This window comes from Hydrogenophaga sp. SNF1, from assembly GCF_034421675.1.
In the GTDB taxonomy this organism is placed as follows: Bacteria; Pseudomonadota; Gammaproteobacteria; order Burkholderiales; family Burkholderiaceae_C; genus Hydrogenophaga; species Hydrogenophaga borbori.
In genome coordinates this window covers 3,017,628-3,034,389 of sequence record NZ_CP139793.1, presented here as the reverse complement: position 1 = coordinate 3,034,389, position 16,762 = coordinate 3,017,628, and the positions used below count along the sequence as shown (strand labels likewise).

The 16,762-nt window shown below is 62.3% G+C and carries 20 protein-coding genes; 4 read left to right on the top strand and 16 right to left on the bottom strand.

Annotation, left to right across the window (positions count from 1 at the left end; all coding sequences use genetic code 11):
• Positions 1-15: 15 nt before the first annotated feature.
• The 7 genes from SOM08_RS14485 to SOM08_RS14455 are packed head-to-tail and all read right to left on the bottom strand — an operon-like array spanning position 16 to position 5,117.
• Positions 16-630 (bottom strand): malonic semialdehyde reductase, encoded by a 615-nt coding sequence (locus SOM08_RS14485; RefSeq protein WP_116957284.1) that lies wholly within the window; start codon positions 628-630, stop codon positions 16-18.
• Complete coding sequence (locus SOM08_RS14480; RefSeq protein ID WP_181936380.1) at positions 630-938, bottom strand: Dabb family protein; 309 nt, start codon at positions 936-938, stop codon at positions 630-632. Before SOM08_RS14480 ends, SOM08_RS14485 begins: the two co-directional genes overlap by 1 nt.
• Positions 939-946: 8 nt before the next feature.
• Positions 947-1,252, bottom strand: coding sequence for a YciI family protein (locus SOM08_RS14475; protein ID WP_116957283.1), 306 nt, complete (start codon positions 1,250-1,252; stop codon positions 947-949).
• Positions 1,253-1,256: 4 nt separating this feature from the next.
• Positions 1,257-2,576, bottom strand: coding sequence for a TRAP transporter large permease (locus SOM08_RS14470; protein WP_116957282.1), 1,320 nt, complete (start codon positions 2,574-2,576; stop codon positions 1,257-1,259).
• Positions 2,573-3,142, bottom strand: coding sequence for a TRAP transporter small permease subunit (locus tag SOM08_RS14465; protein ID WP_116957281.1), 570 nt, complete (start codon positions 3,140-3,142; stop codon positions 2,573-2,575). The genes SOM08_RS14470 and SOM08_RS14465 overlap by 4 nt, the downstream gene beginning before the upstream one ends.
• 9 nt (positions 3,143-3,151) lie before the next feature.
• Positions 3,152-4,249: a C4-dicarboxylate TRAP transporter substrate-binding protein gene (locus SOM08_RS14460; RefSeq protein ID WP_116957280.1), complete on the bottom strand. Its 1,098-nt coding sequence runs from the start codon at positions 4,247-4,249 to the stop codon at positions 3,152-3,154.
• Positions 4,250-4,286: 37 nt separating this feature from the next.
• Positions 4,287-5,117, bottom strand: a complete 831-nt coding sequence (locus SOM08_RS14455) for an intradiol ring-cleavage dioxygenase (RefSeq protein ID WP_116957279.1) — start codon at positions 5,115-5,117, stop codon at positions 4,287-4,289.
• Between the two features lie 146 nt (positions 5,118-5,263).
• On the opposite strand from SOM08_RS14455, the gene SOM08_RS14450 reads away from it, so the two are divergent.
• From SOM08_RS14450 to SOM08_RS14440, 3 genes are read left to right on the top strand one after another with little or no spacing between them, the layout of a single operon-like run.
• Entirely contained in the window at positions 5,264-6,199 is a 936-nt protein-coding gene (locus SOM08_RS14450) for a LysR family transcriptional regulator (protein ID WP_070398361.1), read from the top strand.
• Between the two features lie 28 nt (positions 6,200-6,227).
• Entirely contained in the window at positions 6,228-6,494 is a 267-nt protein-coding gene (locus SOM08_RS14445) for a DUF2164 domain-containing protein (RefSeq protein WP_116957278.1), read from the top strand.
• A 33-nt stretch (positions 6,495-6,527) separates the two neighbouring features.
• Positions 6,528-8,174 carry a hypothetical protein gene (locus tag SOM08_RS14440; RefSeq protein WP_322469179.1) on the top strand — a complete coding sequence of 549 codons (1,647 nt, stop codon included), beginning with the start codon at positions 6,528-6,530 and terminating at the stop codon, positions 8,172-8,174.
• Here the strand turns inward: SOM08_RS14440 and SOM08_RS22510 are convergent.
• Both SOM08_RS22510 and SOM08_RS14435 read right to left on the bottom strand, forming a co-directional pair.
• Complete coding sequence (locus tag SOM08_RS22510) at positions 8,116-8,283, bottom strand: aminoglycoside adenylyltransferase domain-containing protein (protein ID WP_416186964.1); 168 nt, start codon at positions 8,281-8,283, stop codon at positions 8,116-8,118. The genes SOM08_RS14440 and SOM08_RS22510 overlap by 59 nt on opposite strands.
• A gap of 332 nt (positions 8,284-8,615) precedes the next feature.
• Positions 8,616-9,026: a hypothetical protein gene (locus SOM08_RS14435; RefSeq protein WP_322469178.1), complete on the bottom strand. Its 411-nt coding sequence runs from the start codon at positions 9,024-9,026 to the stop codon at positions 8,616-8,618.
• 26 nt (positions 9,027-9,052) lie between these two features.
• On the opposite strand from SOM08_RS14435, the gene SOM08_RS14430 reads away from it, so the two are divergent.
• Positions 9,053-9,454 carry a hypothetical protein gene (locus tag SOM08_RS14430; RefSeq protein WP_322469177.1) on the top strand — a complete coding sequence of 134 codons (402 nt, stop codon included), beginning with the start codon at positions 9,053-9,055 and terminating at the stop codon, positions 9,452-9,454.
• Positions 9,455-9,491: 37 nt separating this feature from the next.
• On the opposite strand, the gene SOM08_RS14425 is transcribed toward SOM08_RS14430, so the two are convergent.
• The 7 genes from SOM08_RS14425 to SOM08_RS14395 all read right to left on the bottom strand — a co-directional run bounded on the left by SOM08_RS14425 (position 9,492) and on the right by SOM08_RS14395 (position 16,636).
• A complete protein-coding gene (locus SOM08_RS14425) occupies positions 9,492-12,035 on the bottom strand; it encodes a GIY-YIG nuclease family protein (protein WP_322469176.1) in 2,544 nt (847 codons plus the stop codon).
• Positions 12,028-13,683, bottom strand: coding sequence for an Eco57I restriction-modification methylase domain-containing protein (locus tag SOM08_RS14420; protein ID WP_322469175.1), 1,656 nt, complete (start codon positions 13,681-13,683; stop codon positions 12,028-12,030). Before SOM08_RS14420 ends, SOM08_RS14425 begins: the two co-directional genes overlap by 8 nt.
• Entirely contained in the window at positions 13,680-14,336 is a 657-nt protein-coding gene (locus tag SOM08_RS14415; RefSeq protein WP_322469174.1) for a DNA methyltransferase, read from the bottom strand. Before SOM08_RS14415 ends, SOM08_RS14420 begins: the two co-directional genes overlap by 4 nt.
• Positions 14,337-14,433: 97 nt before the next feature.
• Positions 14,434-14,928, bottom strand: coding sequence for a hypothetical protein (locus tag SOM08_RS14410; protein ID WP_322469173.1), 495 nt, complete (start codon positions 14,926-14,928; stop codon positions 14,434-14,436).
• 194 nt (positions 14,929-15,122) lie between these two features.
• A complete protein-coding gene (locus tag SOM08_RS14405) occupies positions 15,123-15,452 on the bottom strand; it encodes a hypothetical protein (RefSeq protein WP_322469172.1) in 330 nt (109 codons plus the stop codon).
• A gap of 10 nt (positions 15,453-15,462) precedes the next feature.
• Positions 15,463-16,074, bottom strand: coding sequence for a hypothetical protein (locus SOM08_RS14400; RefSeq protein WP_322469171.1), 612 nt, complete (start codon positions 16,072-16,074; stop codon positions 15,463-15,465).
• A 4-nt stretch (positions 16,075-16,078) separates the two neighbouring features.
• The gene (locus SOM08_RS14395; RefSeq protein WP_322469170.1) at positions 16,079-16,636 is read right to left on the bottom strand and encodes a hypothetical protein; all 558 of its coding nucleotides are present in this window, start codon (positions 16,634-16,636) and stop codon (positions 16,079-16,081) included.
• Between the last annotated feature and the right edge of the window lie 126 nt (positions 16,637-16,762).

Genomic DNA, 16,762 nt, shown 5'->3' with positions numbered 1-16,762 from the left:
CGTCGCTCGGCCCGCTCAGAGCACGCGGCAGGCCTCGTCGAAACTGAGGCGCGCATTGCGCTTGAACAGCAGGCTGTCGTCGCCGTAGCCGAGGTTGATCAGGAAATTGGTCTTCCAGCGGCCATCGGGGAAGAACTCGGCGTCGACCTTGCCGATGTCGAAACCGCTCATGGGACCGCAGTCCAGGCCCAGGGCGCGCGCCGCGACGATGAAGTAGGCGCCGCCGAGGGTGCCATTGCGCGTGGCGGTGCCGGCGGCCAGGGCCGCGTTGGCCTCGAAGTTCTCCTTGGCGCCCTCGCGGTGCCAGACCTGGGGCATGTACTCGTAGAACCGGGTGTCGGTGGCCACGATCACGGTCACCGGCGCGGTGCGCGTCTTGTCCAGGTTGCCCGGCAGCATGGCCGGCAGCAGGCGCTCGCGCGCTGCCTTCGAGTTCAGGAACACGTAGCGCGTGGGCTGGGTGTTCATGGAGGTGGGGCCGAGCGCGGCCAGCTCGTACACCTGCTTGAGCAGCGCCTCGGGCACGGGCTTGTCGAGGAAGCCGTTGGCGGTGCGCGCCTTCAGGAACAGGGTGTCGAGGGCGGCGTTGTCCAGGGGGGTCACGGAGAAGGGTCCTTTCGGTTCGGGCATCAGTTGGGGAAGTAGTCGACCTGGTGGCGCGCGATGCGCAGGCCTTCGAGCGCCTGGCGCACGCGCAGGTGCTCGGGGTGCGAAGCGTAGTCGGCCAGGGCTTGTGCTGTCTCGAACTCGGAATAGAGCACCACGTCACAGGCGTAATCCACGCGGCTCACGTCCACGCCGATCTCCAGCGCGAGCAGGCCCGGGATGCGCCCGCGCATGCCCTCGAAGGCGGCCTTCAGGCGCTGTGTGTTGCTGGCCTTCTCCTCCGCGCTGTCGCCGAGGATGTTCCACATCACGATGTGTTTGACCACGGGCATGTGTCGGCTCAGGCTTTGGGCGGGAATCCGGCCTTCTGAGGCCACAGGTTCTGGAACGCATGGACCGACACGCTGGCGTACAGCCCGGCCCGCGTGAACGGCTCCTGCGCCTGCCATTGCAGCGCGGCCTCGCGGCTGTCGAAGTCGATGGCCAGCACGCTGCCCACCATGGTGGCGCCGTCGTCGGCCAACAGGGGGCCGGCGAAGGCGATGCGCTCGGCCATGGCGCCCAGGTAGGCCTTGTGTTCGGGGCGCATGCGCTGGCGCAGTTCGAGGCCGCCGGGTTTGTCGAGAAGGTGGAAGACGTAGATCATGGGTTCACATGCGCGCCAGCCAGGTGGACAGGCTGGGGAAGATGGCGAGGATGACCAGGGACAGCACCATCACCAGCACGAAGGGAAAGGCGCCGGCGAAGATGTCCTTGATGGAGATCGCGGGGTTGTTGAGCGCGCTCTTGACCGTGTAGACCGACACGCCGAAAGGCGGCGTGAGCAGACCGATCTCCACCGCCAGGACGGTGAGCACGCCAAACCAGATCAGGTCCATGCCGAAGCTGGTGGCGATGGGCAGCACGATGGGCAGCATGATCAGCATGATCGAGACCGAATCGATGATGCAGCCCAGCGCGATGACGATGAGCAGGTAGGCCGCCAGGAAGCCCCAGGGGCCCAGGCCCATGTCGGTGATGCCGGTGGTGATGGCCGCCGGCATGCCGGTGAGCGCGAGCATGCGGCTGTAGAGCGAGGCCGCCACGATGAGAAACAGCACCGACACCGACACATAGCCCGTTTCGGTGAGCACGTTCCACAGCTTGCGCCAGGTCAGGCGGCGGCGGGCGATGGCGATCACGAAGGCGCCCGCCGCACCCACGGCACCGGCCTCGGTGGGCGTGAAGAAGCCGCTGTACAGCCCCCCCAGCACCAGCACGATGAGCAGCAGGATGGGCAGGAACTTCACCGCGGCGCTGTGCAGGGTTTCGGTGTCCTGCTCGGCCGCCGGAGCCGGCGCGCCCGCACTGTAGATGCTGGCGGGGCGCAGGTAGGCCATGCCGACGATCAGCCCGCAGAACAGCAGGGCCAGCAGCAGGCCGGGCAGCACGCCGGCCAGGAACATGCGGCCGATGGACTCCTCGGCGATCACGCCGTAGATGATCATGAGCAGCGAAGGCGGGATCAGCATGCCCAGGATGGACGAGCCCGCGACCACGCCCACCGAAAAGCGCGGCGTGTAGCCGTGGCGCATCATTTCGGGCACGGCCACCTTGGTGAACACCGAGGCCGAGGCGATGGAGATGCCGGTGATGGCCGCGAACACCGCGTTGGCGCCCACCGTGGCCAGGCCCAGGCCGCCGCGCAGCTTGCGCAGCAACCACTGGAACACGTCGAAGGTGTCGCGCCCTACCCCGCTCACGCTCACGAACATGCCCATGAGCACGAACAGCGGCACCACGCCGAAGAGGTAGTCGCGGATCGCGTCGTTGGCCGCCGCACCGACGAAGCGTGCGGCGATCTCGGGCGAGCGCATCAGCCAGACCGTGACGAAGGAGCTGACGACGAGCGCCACGCCGATGTGCATGCCCAGGATGATGAGGGCGAGCATGCCGCCGATGGCGAGGAAGCCCAGGACCAGATCGCTCACGGCCGGCCCCCTTTCGCCTCGGCGGCGGCGCTCTCGCGCCAGTCCTGCCAGGCCAGCAGCGCGTACTGCAGCGCCGCCAGCGCCGCGCCCACGAACACCACGATGCGCATCGGCCAGGTGGGGAAGGTGAACACGCCCTCGACGCCGAAGAACTCATTGTTCGCCCAGGCGCGCTGGAACAGCGGCCAGGTGGCGTAGGCGATCACGCCGCTGGCAAAGACGCCCGCGAGCGAGAACACCGCCCGCAGGCGCTTGCCCGCCTTGGGCCGCCGGGCCACGAAGGGGTCGATGAACAGGTCGGCGCGGCTCATGCGGCCATGGCGCAGCGTGGCCGGCAGTTGCAGGAACACGATCACGATGATCGAGGCCGCGACCATCTCGGCCACGCCGTCGAGGGGGTGGTTGAAGGCGTTGCGCATGAACACGTCGGCGCACATCAGCACCATGACGAGCGCGATGACGATCGAGCCCAGACCGTTGAGCGCGTCGACCACGTGCCCGAAAGGGCTGGACGGCGCCGTCGGGACCGGCGCCTCTTCCAGGTTGGTGTTGGCTTCGTAGCTCATGAAGGGCGATCAGAGTTCCTTGTCCCAGTCGCGCAGGGGCTTGGCGCCGCGCTTGCGCAGTTCCTCCAGGTAGGTCTTCACGATCTGCGCGGCCGGGCCGCGCGAGGCATTGGCCTTGACCCAGTCGCCCGCGATGTTGGGCATGGTCTTGGCCCACTTCTCGCGCTCGCCGGGGGCCATGGGCGCGATCTTCACCGGCACGGCCTGCTTGGCGCCCTGCTCGCCGATGGCCTTGAGCGCGGCCTCGTAGCGCTGCATGAGCGTGTCGCCCAGCACGCGCGAGTACTCCAGGCCAACGTCCTTGATGATCTTCTGCACCTCGGGCGGCAGGCCGTTGAAGGTGTCCTTGTTGATGGCCATGCCGCCGTTGTAGAGCGCGCCGATGTCCACCGTGGTGACATAGGGCGCCACCTCGTACACCTTGCTGGGCAGGATGCCGGTGGCGATGGAGATGGTGCCCTCGCTCACGCCGGTCTGGATGTCGGTGTAGTAGCTGGTGAGCGAGCCGTCCACCGGCACCGCGCCCGAGCCCTTGAGCCACAGGCCCAGCGCGCCGGGCGCGGAGATCTTCTTGCCGTTGAGATCGGCGTAGGTGCTGATGGGGCTCTTGGTGAACAGGTGGTAGGTGTCCACGCCGGAGGCGCCCAGGAACACCAGATTGTTGCGGTCCCACTCGGCCTTGAGCGCGGGGATTTTTTCGTTCAGCTCGTTGGCCACCTGCAGCAGGGTGCGCACGTCGCCGGTGGCGAAGGGTGTGACGGTGGCGTACTGGGTCAGCGGCATCTTGGCCGCTTCGAGGTTGGCGAACACCCAGCCGATGTCGGCGATGCCCTGGCCCACGCTGGTGAGCGTGGCGTTCATCTTGTAGAGCTGGCCACCGTAGGCCTCTTTCCATTCGATCTTGTAGCCCTTGCCCAGGGCCTCCACGCGCTTGTTCACCTCGGGCACGAACAGCGTGCTCATCAACCCCACCCAGGGCAGCGAGGTGGGGTGGCTGGACGCGATGGTGAGCTTGAAGGTCTGCGCCGCGTGGGCCGGGGCGAGGCCCGCGGCCATCAGGGCGGCGGCCAGGGCACTGGCCACGAAAGCGCGTTTCTTGATCGTCATGGTCTTGTCTCCTCGTTGTGTCTCAGGGGGGGCGAAATCAGCGGGACGGGTTCAACACGAAATCGAAATCCAGGGTCACGCGGCCGTCGGGTTGTTCCACCCAATCGGCCACCAGGGAACTGCGCACGCCGAACACGGCGTCGGAATCGAGGTAGGGGTCGCCGTCGCGAAAGACGTGCGTCACCAGGGTCTCGTAGCCGGGCGCCTGCAGGCGGAAATGCAGGTGCGCGGGCCGCCAGGGGTGGCGCTTGGTGGCCGTGAGCATCTCGCCCACCGGACCGTCGTTGGGGATGGGGTACGGCTCGGCCACCACGCTGCGGAAGTGAAAGCGCCCCTCGGCGTCGCTGCGCAGCACCGCCCGGCCCTGCGGCTCGGCCAGGCCCTCGCGCTGCACGTCGTACAGGCCGTCGGCGTCGGCCTGCCAGACGTCGATGACCGCGCCCGCCACCGGCTCGCCACCCAGGCCGCGCACGCGGCCCGACACCTCGCAGGGCCGGCCGGGCGCGCCGTTGGCCACGTCGGCGCCGTGCGGCACCTCGGGAGCGCCTTCCACGTGGAAAGGCCCGAACACCGTGGCCTCGGTGCAGCCCGGGGGTTTGTGGTTGTTCAGCGCCACCGTCAGCATCGACAGGCCCAGCGTGTCCGACAGCAGGATGAACTCCTGGCGCTGCTCGTCGCAGGTGTGGCCCACGCGGGTGAGGAAGTCGATGCCATAGGCCCATTCGGCCTCGGTCAGCTTCACCTCCCGGGCGAAGGCGTGCAGGTGCTGCACCAGGCTGGTCAGCACCTGCTTGAGGCGCGGGTCGGGCGTCTGGGCCAGGCGGGCAATGACCGCCTGGGTGATGTTGTCCTGGTTGAGGTTCCTCACCGTCGTCTCTCCGGTTGGGTGCCGCGGGGCCACCGTGGCGGCAGAATGTAGGCGGCCCGAAATGGAAAACCAATGCCGGGGAAACAAAAGACTTTTCCGGCGAGCGAAAGAAACCGAGGGACAACCCGGAGACGACGAGAGAGCCGATGGACCGCTGGACCGAGATCGAACTGTTCGTGCAGGTGGCCGAGACCGGCAGCCTGTCGCGCGCGGCCGAAGCCCTGAACCTGAGCAACGCCAGCGCCAGCCGCCACCTGGCGGCGCTGGAGGAGCGCCTGGGCGTGCGCCTGGTGGAGCGCAACACACGCCGCCTGTACCTCACCGACACCGGACAGGAGTTCTTCCAGCGCGCGCGCAACATCCTGAGCGACCTGCGCGACGCCGAGTCCGACGTGAACGCCGCGGCGCTCAACCCCACGGGCCTGCTGCGCGTGACGGCCTCGCTGAGTTTTTCCATGCACCACATCGCGCCGCTGCTGCGCGAGTTCACCGAGCGCTACCCCCATGTGAGCGTGCACGTGGAGGCGGCCAACCGCTACCTGGACATCATCGACAACAACATCGACGTGGCCATCCGCACGCGCGAGTACGAGCCCGACAGCAACATCACCATCCGCCGCCTGGGCGAAACGCGCCGCGTGCTGGCCGCCTCGCCGGGCTACCTGGCCCGGCACGGCTTTCCCAAGGGGCTCGACGACCTGCAGCAGCACAAGCTGCTGGTCTACCTGCACGCCAACACACCGAACGAACTGCGCTTCACCCAGGTGGCCACGGGCGAACAGAAAACCATCCAGATCAAGGGCCTGCTGGAGACCAACGACGGCCAGATCGTGCGCGCCGCCGCGCTCGACGGCATGGGCATCCTGATCCAGCCCAGCTACATCGTCTACGACGACATCGTGGCCGGCCGCCTGGTGCCGGTGCTGGAGGACTGGGACCTGCCCCACCTCACCATCAACCTCGCCTACCCCAGCCGCAAGCACCTCTCGGCCAAGGTCCGCGCCTTCATCGACTTCATGGCGGGGCACTTCGCCAAGATGGACTACGAGCGGAAATGGACCGGGCGCTTCGCCGTCTACTGACCCTGCATCGACCACGCCACGCCACGCCATGCCCATCGAACTCTCCCGCGACGAACGCGCGCAGGCCATTGCCTCCATCGAACGCTACTTCCAGGAAGCGCTCGACCAGCGCATCGGCAACATCGGTGCCGGCGCGCTGCTGAACTTCTTCCTCGAAGAGATCGGCCCCCTGGTCTACAACCAGACGGTGGCCCAGCTGCAGGAGCGGCTTCAGCAACGCATGCAGGAACTCGACATCGAGTTCCACGAGGACGAGTTCCAGTACTGGCGGCGCCAGGCAAAAGCGCGGCGCTGACCCATCCCGACCCTGCACCATTCAAGGCCCACCATGCGCATCACCTCCGGTTTGCCCCGCGTTGTCGTGCTGGCGATCGCCCTGACCATGCTCATGCTCGCCAAGCTGTCGGTGGCCGCGGACCCCGCCGCCCACGCGGACCCGATTCCCGTCGTGGCCGGAAAACTGCACAACGGGCAGATCCACGGAGGGTCGACGGCATTCCTCTCGCAAAACGCGGTGGCGGACGTTCGGCTGCCCCACCACGTCAGGCATGTGTTCACCGCCGATACCCAGGGCGAACTGAACATCTCGGCGCATTCCGACACGCGCCGCCTGGTGCTCGCGGTCCTGCAGAACGGGCAGTTGCTGAAAACCGCTCAGCCCCACCCGTCGCGGCTCGCCACCCAGCAGCTGTCAGTGACGGTGAGCGCCGGAGACCGCCTGGAAATCATGGTGGGCGGGGACGCTTCGCAAACCCCTGTGCCCTATAGCCTGTGGGTGATCGATGCCCATGCACCGGCGCTCGTTCCCCCCTTGCCGCGCGCCGTTCGGGCCGACGTCAAGAAGAGCGACGGGCAGGGGCTCAACCCGGCCACACCGTTCCAGTCCCAACCCGCGCACTGGTTCTCGGTGCCGACCGTCAAGGACAGCAAGGACTGGTACACCATCCGCGCCTCGTCCAACGACTTCGACCCGATGCTGGTGCTGCTGGACGACAAGAATCAGGTCATCGCCTGGCAGGACGATGTCAGCCGCCAAGACCGCTCCGCGGTGTTCACTTTCCAGGCGTCCCAGGCGCCTGAGCACTTCGTGCTGATCCCGGCGGACGAGCTGGGCGCGAAGGACCCCGCCAGCCTGAAGTACAGCCTTGACATCAGCCGCCGGCCTTACGACCCGAATCGCCCCTTCATCGCCGGCATCGAGTATTACCTCGGCAGCACACTGGGCGCATTCATCCTCGGCGTCATCGCCTCGGCGCTCATCTCGTACTACTTCTACGTGCGCTCCATCCGCACGAAGGAGCTGCATTGGGAGGTCATCTCGGACGAGATCTTTGTCGACAGCTCGTCCACGGCCCAATCGCTCAACATCACGGTGAACGGGGTGGAGGTTCAGGAGGCCAGCCGGCTGCGGGTCCGCTTCGTGGCCAAGGGACCGCACCAGATCGCCAGCAACCTCGTAGCGACACCCCTGACGCTCCAACTGAAGAATGCCCTGGCCATCCTCGCCATGTCCGAGCGGCGCAGCGAGTCATCGGGCTGGAGAGCCTTGCCCGTACCGAATGAGGCCAGCATCCGCCTCGACTTTGACCGGCTCAACCCCAAGGACTCCATCGAGCTGGACATCATCTACTCGCAAACAGGCGATCAGCTGCCCGAAGTGGCGGGCGCCGTGCTGCACGGCGCCATTGCCGAGGTGGCGATCCACAAGGACCACGACCGCCCGGCCACGGTGGTCACCCGGATCGCGACCCTGGCGCTCAATCTGATCGCCCTGCTTCTGCTGCCCCTGTTGCTGCTGGACTCGGTCTTTCGCTTCATGCCGGGCTGGTGGGCGCAGCTGTGGATTTACTACATGCCCTGGTTGTTGCTGATCGTGATGTTCTATTCCTTCGCCACCGCGGAAGGCCGGTCGTCGCTCATGAAGATGCTTCGCTACCTGGCCTCGGTGTCATTGTTCTGGCGGCGGCGGACCTGAGGCGGCGGCGCGGCAGGCAGTCGGCCGCGTGTGCTTTGGAACCGATCGCGCCCGTCTCGGCCGTGCACCAGATGCGCGCCAGCGCCAGGACGAGGTCGGCCCGCGGCACCGGGTCGCCGAGGGGACCAGTGGGCGCATGGGCGGCATGTCAGCCAGCGCCAGGGGCCGGCCCGGCCCCCTGCCTGCGGGCCCATTTCCGCAGAGGGATAATCCCGAGGTTATCCACCCCCCAGCCCACGACCGACCATGCCCACCACCATCAAGGCCGACGACCTCATCGAATCGATCGCCGGTGCGCTGCAGTACATCAGCTAAGTCACAAGTCGGGGAAAGCGTCAGCCCAAGCGACGTGGGCCAGCGTTCAGCGCAGTGTGCTGAAAGCGTGCGGGTCAAGGCACCGCAAGCAGATGAAAGTTGCGGCAGCCGTGGGCCTACTCAAGTTCAGATCGCGTACTTCTGCAGCAGGGCCTTCACCTGCACCGACAAGTACGGCCAGCTATATCCCCCGCCTTCGTCCCACGACTTTGAGCCCGCCATGAGTCCGTTGGCCAGCAGCAGGTCCTTCACCTCGTCATGCGGGTACAGGTACCAAGTCCCGCCGTCGCAGAACGCGATGTAAATGTCCTTACCGCTATACCGCATATCGATGTTCAAGCGGCCCTTCAACTGAACCTTAAGGAACAAGTTGCCGTCTATGTGGCATGCAATGAAGTCGGCACCCTGCCAGTCGTCGCTCAGACGCAAGCAGTTGAAGCCGTAGTCAGCTAAGTGAGCCGCAACCTTCTGGAAGTTGTAGTTCTCCTTCTGGCGGGAGTTCAACTGGCTGTAGGTGATCTTGTTGAAGATGGTCATGCTTCGGGTATCGAATACAGTTAACCATGGCAAAGCTTGGAATCAACGCCGCATTTGCCGAATACGGCGCCGTGCTCAAGAATCCTCAGTGGTCCGTGTCCGCTTGGACGCCGTCAGGTGACTTAGTCCTAAGTCTCTGGGACCACCACTTCCGTAAGGGTGCACCGCCCGGCATGATGGACTTCGCCGATTCGTTTAATCGGTGGTCTGGACACGGCAACGCGGAGTTCCGGGAAAACGTTCGAAAAGCGTACGCAACGGGGTCTCGCATTCGCTTGGTGATCGTAAAGACTGACCAGATTGAACGCGTACAAGCCGGGGAAGACGCCAGCAAGATCCGCAAAGAGTTCTTCCTGCGCGAAGAGATGATCGGGTGGGTGCATGAACTCACCGACGAACACTACGTCATTCGATTCAGACGCAAGTAGCGCGGCTCGGCGCAACTGACACCGCCGCAAGCTACGATCATTGTTTTTCCTTCGCAACCACCGTGTCGTACAAGCCGTAGTGAGACAGACCGGCATGAGACTCAATTCCGGTGTACCGCAATGACGCGTCTTCGTAGCGACGGAACGCGAACACTGCCTGATTCATCTGCTCCGTGTTGAACACCTTCAATCGTACGAGCAAGTGAAAGTCCTCGACAGTCAAGCCGGTCACGGTGAGGAACAAGTCGGGCTCCAACTTCGTGATGACATCTTGAAGAGTGTTTTCTCTGAAGTCCGTCAGGTACATGAATGCAGGAATGCGCGTCGCGAACTTGATCAGCTTCTCCTGGACCATCTTGCGCTTCGACTTGTACTCCTTCTCTTCTGCAGTCAGCTCCTTCTTCTCACGAGCAGTCAAGTCTTGTTCCTTGGCCTTGTTCTTCAGCTCCTTGAGGCGCTCGCTCTTGTTGATAATCGTTTCGATTACGTTATCGCCGAGTGACCGCCACCCCTCGATGCGTTCCACTGCGGCCATGGCTTCTTCGTTGTCAAGAATGCGGCGCAAGGTTGCGTTGTCCACGTTCACCAAGAGCGCACTCTCCCACTTCCGCGCCAGGAGCGTTGCAGACGTTCCGGCCATCGCGATGTCCAGAATTCCACCGGCGTCAATCTGCGTCATGTTGGCGCCGTCATAGGCCAAGACGGGAAGGAACGAGACAAGATCCTTCACAGCAATCTCAGGATTGCTCTCCGTCGGCGACAGGCCAATGCCGTATTCGGATAGTTGTCTGAGCGCCCGCGTGGGTGCGAAGTCAAAGACGAAGCACACAGGCTTGAGGATTTCCTCCTCATTCGGGTTGTCGCCGTTGGGATTCTTAATTGCCCAAGGCGACTGCACGCGGAATGCAGCCTGAAAGTAAGTCTCTGGGGACTTCAGGTTGCGAAGCATGAGAATCGACGACCACTGCGGCACCGTCACGCCCGTCGTTAACTTTCCGCAAGAGAGCGTGATCGTCTTGGTGTCAAAGCCGCTTCCGATAGCGTTACGCACAGGCGGTAACGCGTCAAGTCCGATACCTGCTGCCGCCCCTGCTGCGACGACCACCTCGTAGTCGTGCCAGAACGTGTTTTGCCGTTCCGCCAATAGGTTGGCCATCGCGTGACATGCAGCGACAGTAGGCAAGAACCAAAACGAGTGCTGCAAGTACGGTAGCAGGCGGACGTCGGAGTATGGGAATGGAGGCCGACTGCCGATCTTGAGGAGCTCCGCAGATTGCGCGAGGTAGCCACCCCTAATGATGTCTAGCCATTTCTGAACATCGCCCTTGTGGTCGAAACGCGCCTTCTTGCCGACTCCCGCAGCGGCAAAAAACACGTTGAGATCGAACTCGTCGAACTCGCCTCCGCTTGCAACAGCGAGCAACTCGTCGGGCATCTGATACGTGAGAAGGCGCATTTGCGGGAGTGCGCCATAGGGGTTGCGCTTCGTCGGGTGCTTCCGAGAAAACTCCTCTTTCGCCCGCTGCTCGTCCGTGTAAGTCCAGTTGAATATCTGCTCTTCGATGAACTCACCCGACGCCAGTGCCTTGAATGGCGTCCCAGACAGGTACAAGTACGCGCGGCTTGTGATAGGAAGGAAGTCGGATTCTTGGTCGGAAAGCACATTCAGGCTCTCGTTGACCTCATCGAGTTCGCCGCCGTATTCCAGTCGCGTTTCCTTGGTCGCGACAACGTCCTCTTCCCCCTCGAACAGCTCCTTTGCAGTTTCGCGCCAGGCGCCAAAGTGGTACTCGTCGAATACAACCAAATCCCAGTTGACGGTGTGGAGCCACGCGTTCCTGGCCTTCACATTCCCAGCCGCGTCACGGCCTAAGAGATCCTGGAAGGAGCCGAAGTAAACCACGGGCCTTTGTGGATCAACCTGTGTTGGGTCACTCCCGGACGCTCGCGAAAGATATTGCCATCCGTCGAAGTCAACATGACTCTCCAAGTCAGTCTGCCAAGCGTCTTCGACCGCGGGCTTGAACGTCACTACTAGAACCCGCTTTGCTCCGAGACGACGCGCGAGTTGGTAGGTGGTGAACGTCTTTCCGAAACGCATCTTTGCGTTCCACAGGAATCGCGGCGCAGTATCGGGGTTCTCAGCCCAGATCGACCGGAAGTAGTTGAAGGTCTTCTCAACTGCTTCGATCTGCTCCGCACGCATTGGGAAGGACTCATGATGCGTCCCGCTAAAGCGCAGACCGGTGCGCAGTTCGGTGAGCACGGTCTTGACGTCCTTCAACGTGCACCGCACCCACTCGAGCTCCTTCTTCGAAAGGCCCTTCTTCGCCAGCGCAGCACGCACCTCGTGGTCCGTGATGATGGACCCGTCTTCCCGCTCCGCCGACTCATCCAACTCGATGGTGTAGTTCTTGATCGCAGCAGTCTGGAGTTGTTCTGCAACTCTCTGCTTCACCTCGCGAGTGGTTTGCCCAACCTTGAGCAACCCCTTATGAGCATCGTCCGCAATTGAATACGCATAGATGCGAGGGCGGGCAGTCGGTTTGGGTGCGAGGATTTCTTCGATTGACTTATTCATCTTCGGCTGCCTCGTCGAACTCAACGTCGGGTTCAGCACTGAGATCCATCGGCCGGATGATCTTCTCAATGAACTCAATCTCGGAAGCGGAGATCTGATACTTCGCGTAGAGATCCCTATCTGTCCACTGCCGTGACCAGTCCTGTACTGGAACAAACGTGTAAACGCGTCGCGTTGTGTCTTGCGAGGGCTTGTGCAATAGGATCAGAAGCCGCGTCAGCCTGCACGACAGGTATGAGAGTGCGCTTTCAGCTTCATCCTTCGACTTGAAGGGTCCAATGCAAAGGTAAGTTTCAGAGCAGATGCTCCCGGGCTCACCGACAAATGGGGTACTAATAATCCGATGCGGATACGTATCTCTGTTGCCCGTGCCGGGTGCCGCGCGGCCGACGTATATCTTCCACGCGTCGATCAAGTGATTTCCAGTTGGAACTTCATCGCGCGCGATGTAACCGGTACCGCCGTTCTGATAGACAACCACATCACCTTTGCGCTTTCGCTTGTTCCCTCGGAAGAAGGTACGAAGCCCGAATGGGCGAAGAGAGCTCACCAACCGATCGAAGCGCCTGGCCTCAGTGAGCGCGAGAGACCCGTCTTTGCGGTTCTCTTCGGCGATGACCTTCTTCAAAATCGACAGGCCATCGTTGAATCGGATGAATACGTCTGCGCCTTGCTCGAGCAGCGGACGAGTTGCGGTCGAAATTGGCCAATCCTTGAAATGCGTACTGACTCGGCAAGTTCCAGGATGATCTCGATTCCAAAGAAAGTAACAAACCCCACCTTTGAGGCCAACTCCCGGGAACACATCGGACGCGCTCAGAAAATCGTCGATGGAACGCAACCTTGAATCCGCAAGCATGGACTCTCTGAACTCGTCGAGCCCTTTGCCCCCGGAAAACCAGCGCGCCGGAATGATCATTGAGAGATATCGCGGCTCCAGCTTCTTCGCTTGTTCCACGAACAACTGGTAAATGGGAGCTGCACTTGTCCCGTATCCGCCGTCCGTCAGCTGGTACGGCGGGTTTCCAATGATGACATCGAACTGCATTTTTGCTCCGAACAACTCGGTCATCCGAGCTTTTACGTTGTCTGTATGAATGAACGCGTACGCGTGAGTTTCGAAATCAGCGCCACGGTCCAAGGCAGTTTGACTTGCGCCGCAGTAGACACATTTTCCGCCGATCCACGTGTGCTCGACGCGCTCGTACCAGATATTTCCGGCATCTGACGTGAAGCCCTGTGCGACCGAGTGCTTGCCTGTTGCGTGTTTAGAGCAATACACGCTGCGCCTTGCTAGCAAACTGGTAAGCCGAGTTATTCCAATTCCGAACACTTGCTTCGTCAGGATGTGGCTGACCCGCTCCTGCAAGTCTGGAATTTCGGCTGCTAAGCCCTCGTTTAGCCGTCGGGTGATCTCCCTCAAGAAGACCCCGGACTTCGTGAACGGGTCTAAGAACTTAACGCGCTTGTCCGCCCAAAGATTCGCTCCGCGGTGGTCAGCAGCCCACGCAGCGGCTACCCCATCCAGAATCCTGTTTGTGAACTCAGGCGGAGTGAACACCTCGTCATTGGACAAGTTCGCGATGCAAGTCAGAACGTCGGGATTCCGGCCGCGCAAGACGAAGGCGGCCTGAACATTGGTGGTCATTGGTTGCCCCTCCCTGCTTCGTCCGCGACGGTGTGTGCGGCAAGCTCGCGCACAGACATCGGCGCATATGTTCGCACTGGTTGAAATATTTCGTGTTTGCCCAATTGCGCGAATAGGGAGTCTTCCGCACTGAATGCGGCAGAGCCAGTTAGAACATCCAAGCGAAAGTCGCGCCTTTGGTACTTGCCCTTGCCCAGGTACCCCCACTCAGCGAAGGTGATGTATTCGTTTCCTTGAGTGCGCATCGTGAGCGCGTCACCGTGCACGATGTTCTGGGCAAGGACATGAGAGGCCGCGAGAAAGAAGTCATCGGCGCGCTGCAGCTGCAAGTACTCGGCGAACACCTCCAGCACGTTTTCGCGGCACTCCTTAATGTTGTCCGTCAACAGCTCGATGCCGTAGACGCACATCAGCGCTAGCAGCGCGTAGTGACGACGATCAAAGTCGCTCTTGCCGTACTTGACTTCAACTGCGGCAAGCTTGCGCATCATGATGTGCACAAGAAAGTTGCCGCTGCCGCAAGCTGGCTCAAGGAAACGTGAGTCGATCCGCTCTGTTTCCTCCTTCACAAGGTCAAGCATGGCCTCGACCATCCATGCGGGCGTGAACACCTCGCCGTGGTCGGCGACTCGTTGCTTGGACTTGATGATCATCGACGAATACTGCACTCAGGATGAGCTAAGATCATAGACATATCCGGAGCCAATCCCGCCGCGCCCAGCTGCGTCGAGTTCGACTGTTCCTTTTCGGCTACTTGGGCGTGGATCGGGCAAGGACGCGACACTGGTCGAAGTGGTGCCGACGCATCGCCCCCCCCTGCCTGCCAGACTTCGAACAGTGCGGGCAGCGCACAACCGGCAATGCAAGGTGCGCGTCGGCGATGCTGTCCTTGTGAGCTTGAGACTTTGACACCCCCGCCCGTGTGGCGCTCATCTTGTCGCGCGTGCAGACTGTGTGCGACCGCCCTTGTTTGGCCTCGCGGCTGTTCTCCTCGCAGGCTTTGATTTCGACGTTGCCGACCGCGTAATCGCCCAGGTCGTCCTTACGTGCCATGCAGAACTTCCCGCGCCCGTTCCCGCGCAAGTGCAGCTTGCCGCTGTTGATCCAGACCTGCAGCCATTCTTCGAAGGTCATCGTGACCTGGATGCGATGGCCGTTCCGATCCGGCTTGCGCCGGCCCTGCGTCTTCTTCTGTACGTTGTATGCGTCGCGCAGCTTGCGCAACTCTTGATCCGTCAGCTTCATGCTGATCTCCTTCTGACTTCGGCCTACGCTGGGCCGAACTCCAGTCTGCGTTCAGTTCAGCCCCACCGCAATATTGGCGTGAGGCTGCGACGAATGTGGGCAAGCGCTCAACGCCTGAATCCCCCCGGTGACGTCTGGCAGCCCCATGGCTTGACGTTTAGCGCGTGCCCTGAGGTCTTGCTGCAGTCCGCGACCTACGACGCTGGCGGCTTGAAGTGCTCGCTAAACCTCAGCTTGAACAAGGAAGCGTCACCCTTGTGCGTGGTCCACAGGCGCAAGGTGAACTCGTCGTTCACAGGGTCGAACTCGCCGTCGAAGAGTTCGAAGATGACCTCCCGCTGCATGTCGTAGCCCCAGTCCTCGTCCACCTCCGACCCATGCCAGTTGTCACGGCACCAGACGACGAACTCAGCGAACTTCTGCTCCTCCTGATGTGAACTTGAAATGAACCAGTACTCCGTCGAAGCCGCACTCCGCTTCATCTTGCGCTTGCGCTGAGTGACAGCGCTGATCGAAGGCTCCACTGCCATCCTCCTAGTGTGTTGCGAGCTGAAAGACGGTCAACTCGATCCCTGCTTGCCTGCGAGCGCGCGCCGCGCACTTGTCGAGGTCTGCCCACAGGCCGTCGAGCAAGTACGGCTCATGCCGGTTCTGCAATCTCTCCGACCGACCTCGCCAGCGTTCTCGCCGCTCGTACAGAAGCAGGTTGTCCGCGTACCACTCCGCCGTCCTGACCTGAGCTTCCCAAGTGAAGCCACGTTCATCCGGCGGATGCATCATCAGCCCCCGCTTCAGTGGCTTGTTTCCGTTGGCGATGTATGGCGGGTGAACGTGACCGCTCCGAACGGGACCGTCGTGTTTCGGTACGCCTAGCTTTTCGAGCACGGCGCATACCTGCAACGCAAGTCGCCGCCCGACGATCCAGTACGAGGCGAACCGCTCGGATTGCGAGTTGATCGCTCGGTAGTTCCACTCAATGTTGCCTTCGGCGTAGTCGCGTGGAAAAACGTAGATGATGGTCACCAGCTGCTGGAACAGCAGGTGCGGGCTGAAGCCGCGATCCCAACGCGAGCGGTAGTTGACCAGGAACCAGACAACTGACCGCTCGCCCGGAACGTGGGCGATCTTGTACGTGAGCAGAGGCATCGAACTATTCAAGCGTGCCGTCCGCATCCCACCGACGAAGTTCCTCGGGCGTGGGGTCGTCCCACTTTCTCGGGTCCATCGCTTGCGGATCGTCCTTCTTTCGCCCTAGCTTGTGGCAACGGCCGCCCGTGAATGCGATCGTGCGGTCCGCTTTGAGCACCTTAAGCAGCTTGCGGCCGCCGTGCTGCTTTGCCTTGGCCCGCTTCGGATGCGCGCCGCGTCCGCGTTCTGACTTCGAGACCTTTACGGACGTTGCATCTTCCGTTTCTGGCGGATCCGCGGGGATTTCGGTCAAGCCGAGATCGTTGAGGACAACGTTGTACTTGCCGAGGACGGCTTTGATCTCGGCAAGCGCCTGTTCGCGGTTTCGCGCGACGAGTTCGAGGTCGTCGAGCAGCTTGCGTGCCGCAGCGATTTCCGAAAGCGACATACCCGGTGCAAGTTTCACGGGATGAATCGCCTTGACCGGCTGTACGACCGCCGGATCGCTGTTGCTGTTATGCGGCGGTTGGGCGTGCTCCGCGGCCGCTTGGCCCTGTCCGCTGTCGTCTGCGTCGTTCATTCAAGTCCTTTCAGGTGTACCGGGCGTTGGTACTTGCGATCACAAGTCCTGCAGCGCTCCGGAAGCTCTATTGAAAGGAATCGCCACAGTTAACTCTAGGAACAGGTAAGATTCTTCTGCAATCTG

Coding starts and splice junctions, on each gene's coding strand:
- SOM08_RS14420 (WP_322469175.1), bottom strand. CDS start 13,683: ATGACCACCAATGTTCAGGCCGCCTTCGTCTTGCGCGGCCGGAATCCC.
- SOM08_RS14395 (WP_322469170.1), bottom strand. CDS start 16,636: ATGAACGACGCAGACGACAGCGGACAGGGCCAAGCGGCCGCGGAGCAC.
- SOM08_RS14485 (WP_116957284.1), bottom strand. CDS start 630: ATGCCCGAACCGAAAGGACCCTTCTCCGTGACCCCCCTGGACAACGCC.
- SOM08_RS14445 (WP_116957278.1), top strand. CDS start 6,228: ATGCCCATCGAACTCTCCCGCGACGAACGCGCGCAGGCCATTGCCTCC.
- SOM08_RS14430 (WP_322469177.1), top strand. CDS start 9,053: ATGGCAAAGCTTGGAATCAACGCCGCATTTGCCGAATACGGCGCCGTG.
- SOM08_RS14460 (WP_116957280.1), bottom strand. CDS start 4,249: ATGACGATCAAGAAACGCGCTTTCGTGGCCAGTGCCCTGGCCGCCGCC.
- SOM08_RS14435 (WP_322469178.1), bottom strand. CDS start 9,026: ATGACCATCTTCAACAAGATCACCTACAGCCAGTTGAACTCCCGCCAG.
- SOM08_RS14400 (WP_322469171.1), bottom strand. CDS start 16,074: ATGCCTCTGCTCACGTACAAGATCGCCCACGTTCCGGGCGAGCGGTCA.
- SOM08_RS14475 (WP_116957283.1), bottom strand. CDS start 1,252: ATGATCTACGTCTTCCACCTTCTCGACAAACCCGGCGGCCTCGAACTG.
- SOM08_RS14465 (WP_116957281.1), bottom strand. CDS start 3,142: ATGAGCTACGAAGCCAACACCAACCTGGAAGAGGCGCCGGTCCCGACG.
- SOM08_RS14410 (WP_322469173.1), bottom strand. CDS start 14,928: ATGAAGCTGACGGATCAAGAGTTGCGCAAGCTGCGCGACGCATACAAC.
- SOM08_RS14440 (WP_322469179.1), top strand. CDS start 6,528: ATGCGCATCACCTCCGGTTTGCCCCGCGTTGTCGTGCTGGCGATCGCC.
- SOM08_RS14425 (WP_322469176.1), bottom strand. CDS start 12,035: ATGAATAAGTCAATCGAAGAAATCCTCGCACCCAAACCGACTGCCCGC.
- SOM08_RS14450 (WP_070398361.1), top strand. CDS start 5,264: ATGGACCGCTGGACCGAGATCGAACTGTTCGTGCAGGTGGCCGAGACC.
- SOM08_RS14415 (WP_322469174.1), bottom strand. CDS start 14,336: ATGATCATCAAGTCCAAGCAACGAGTCGCCGACCACGGCGAGGTGTTC.
- SOM08_RS14480 (WP_181936380.1), bottom strand. CDS start 938: ATGCCCGTGGTCAAACACATCGTGATGTGGAACATCCTCGGCGACAGC.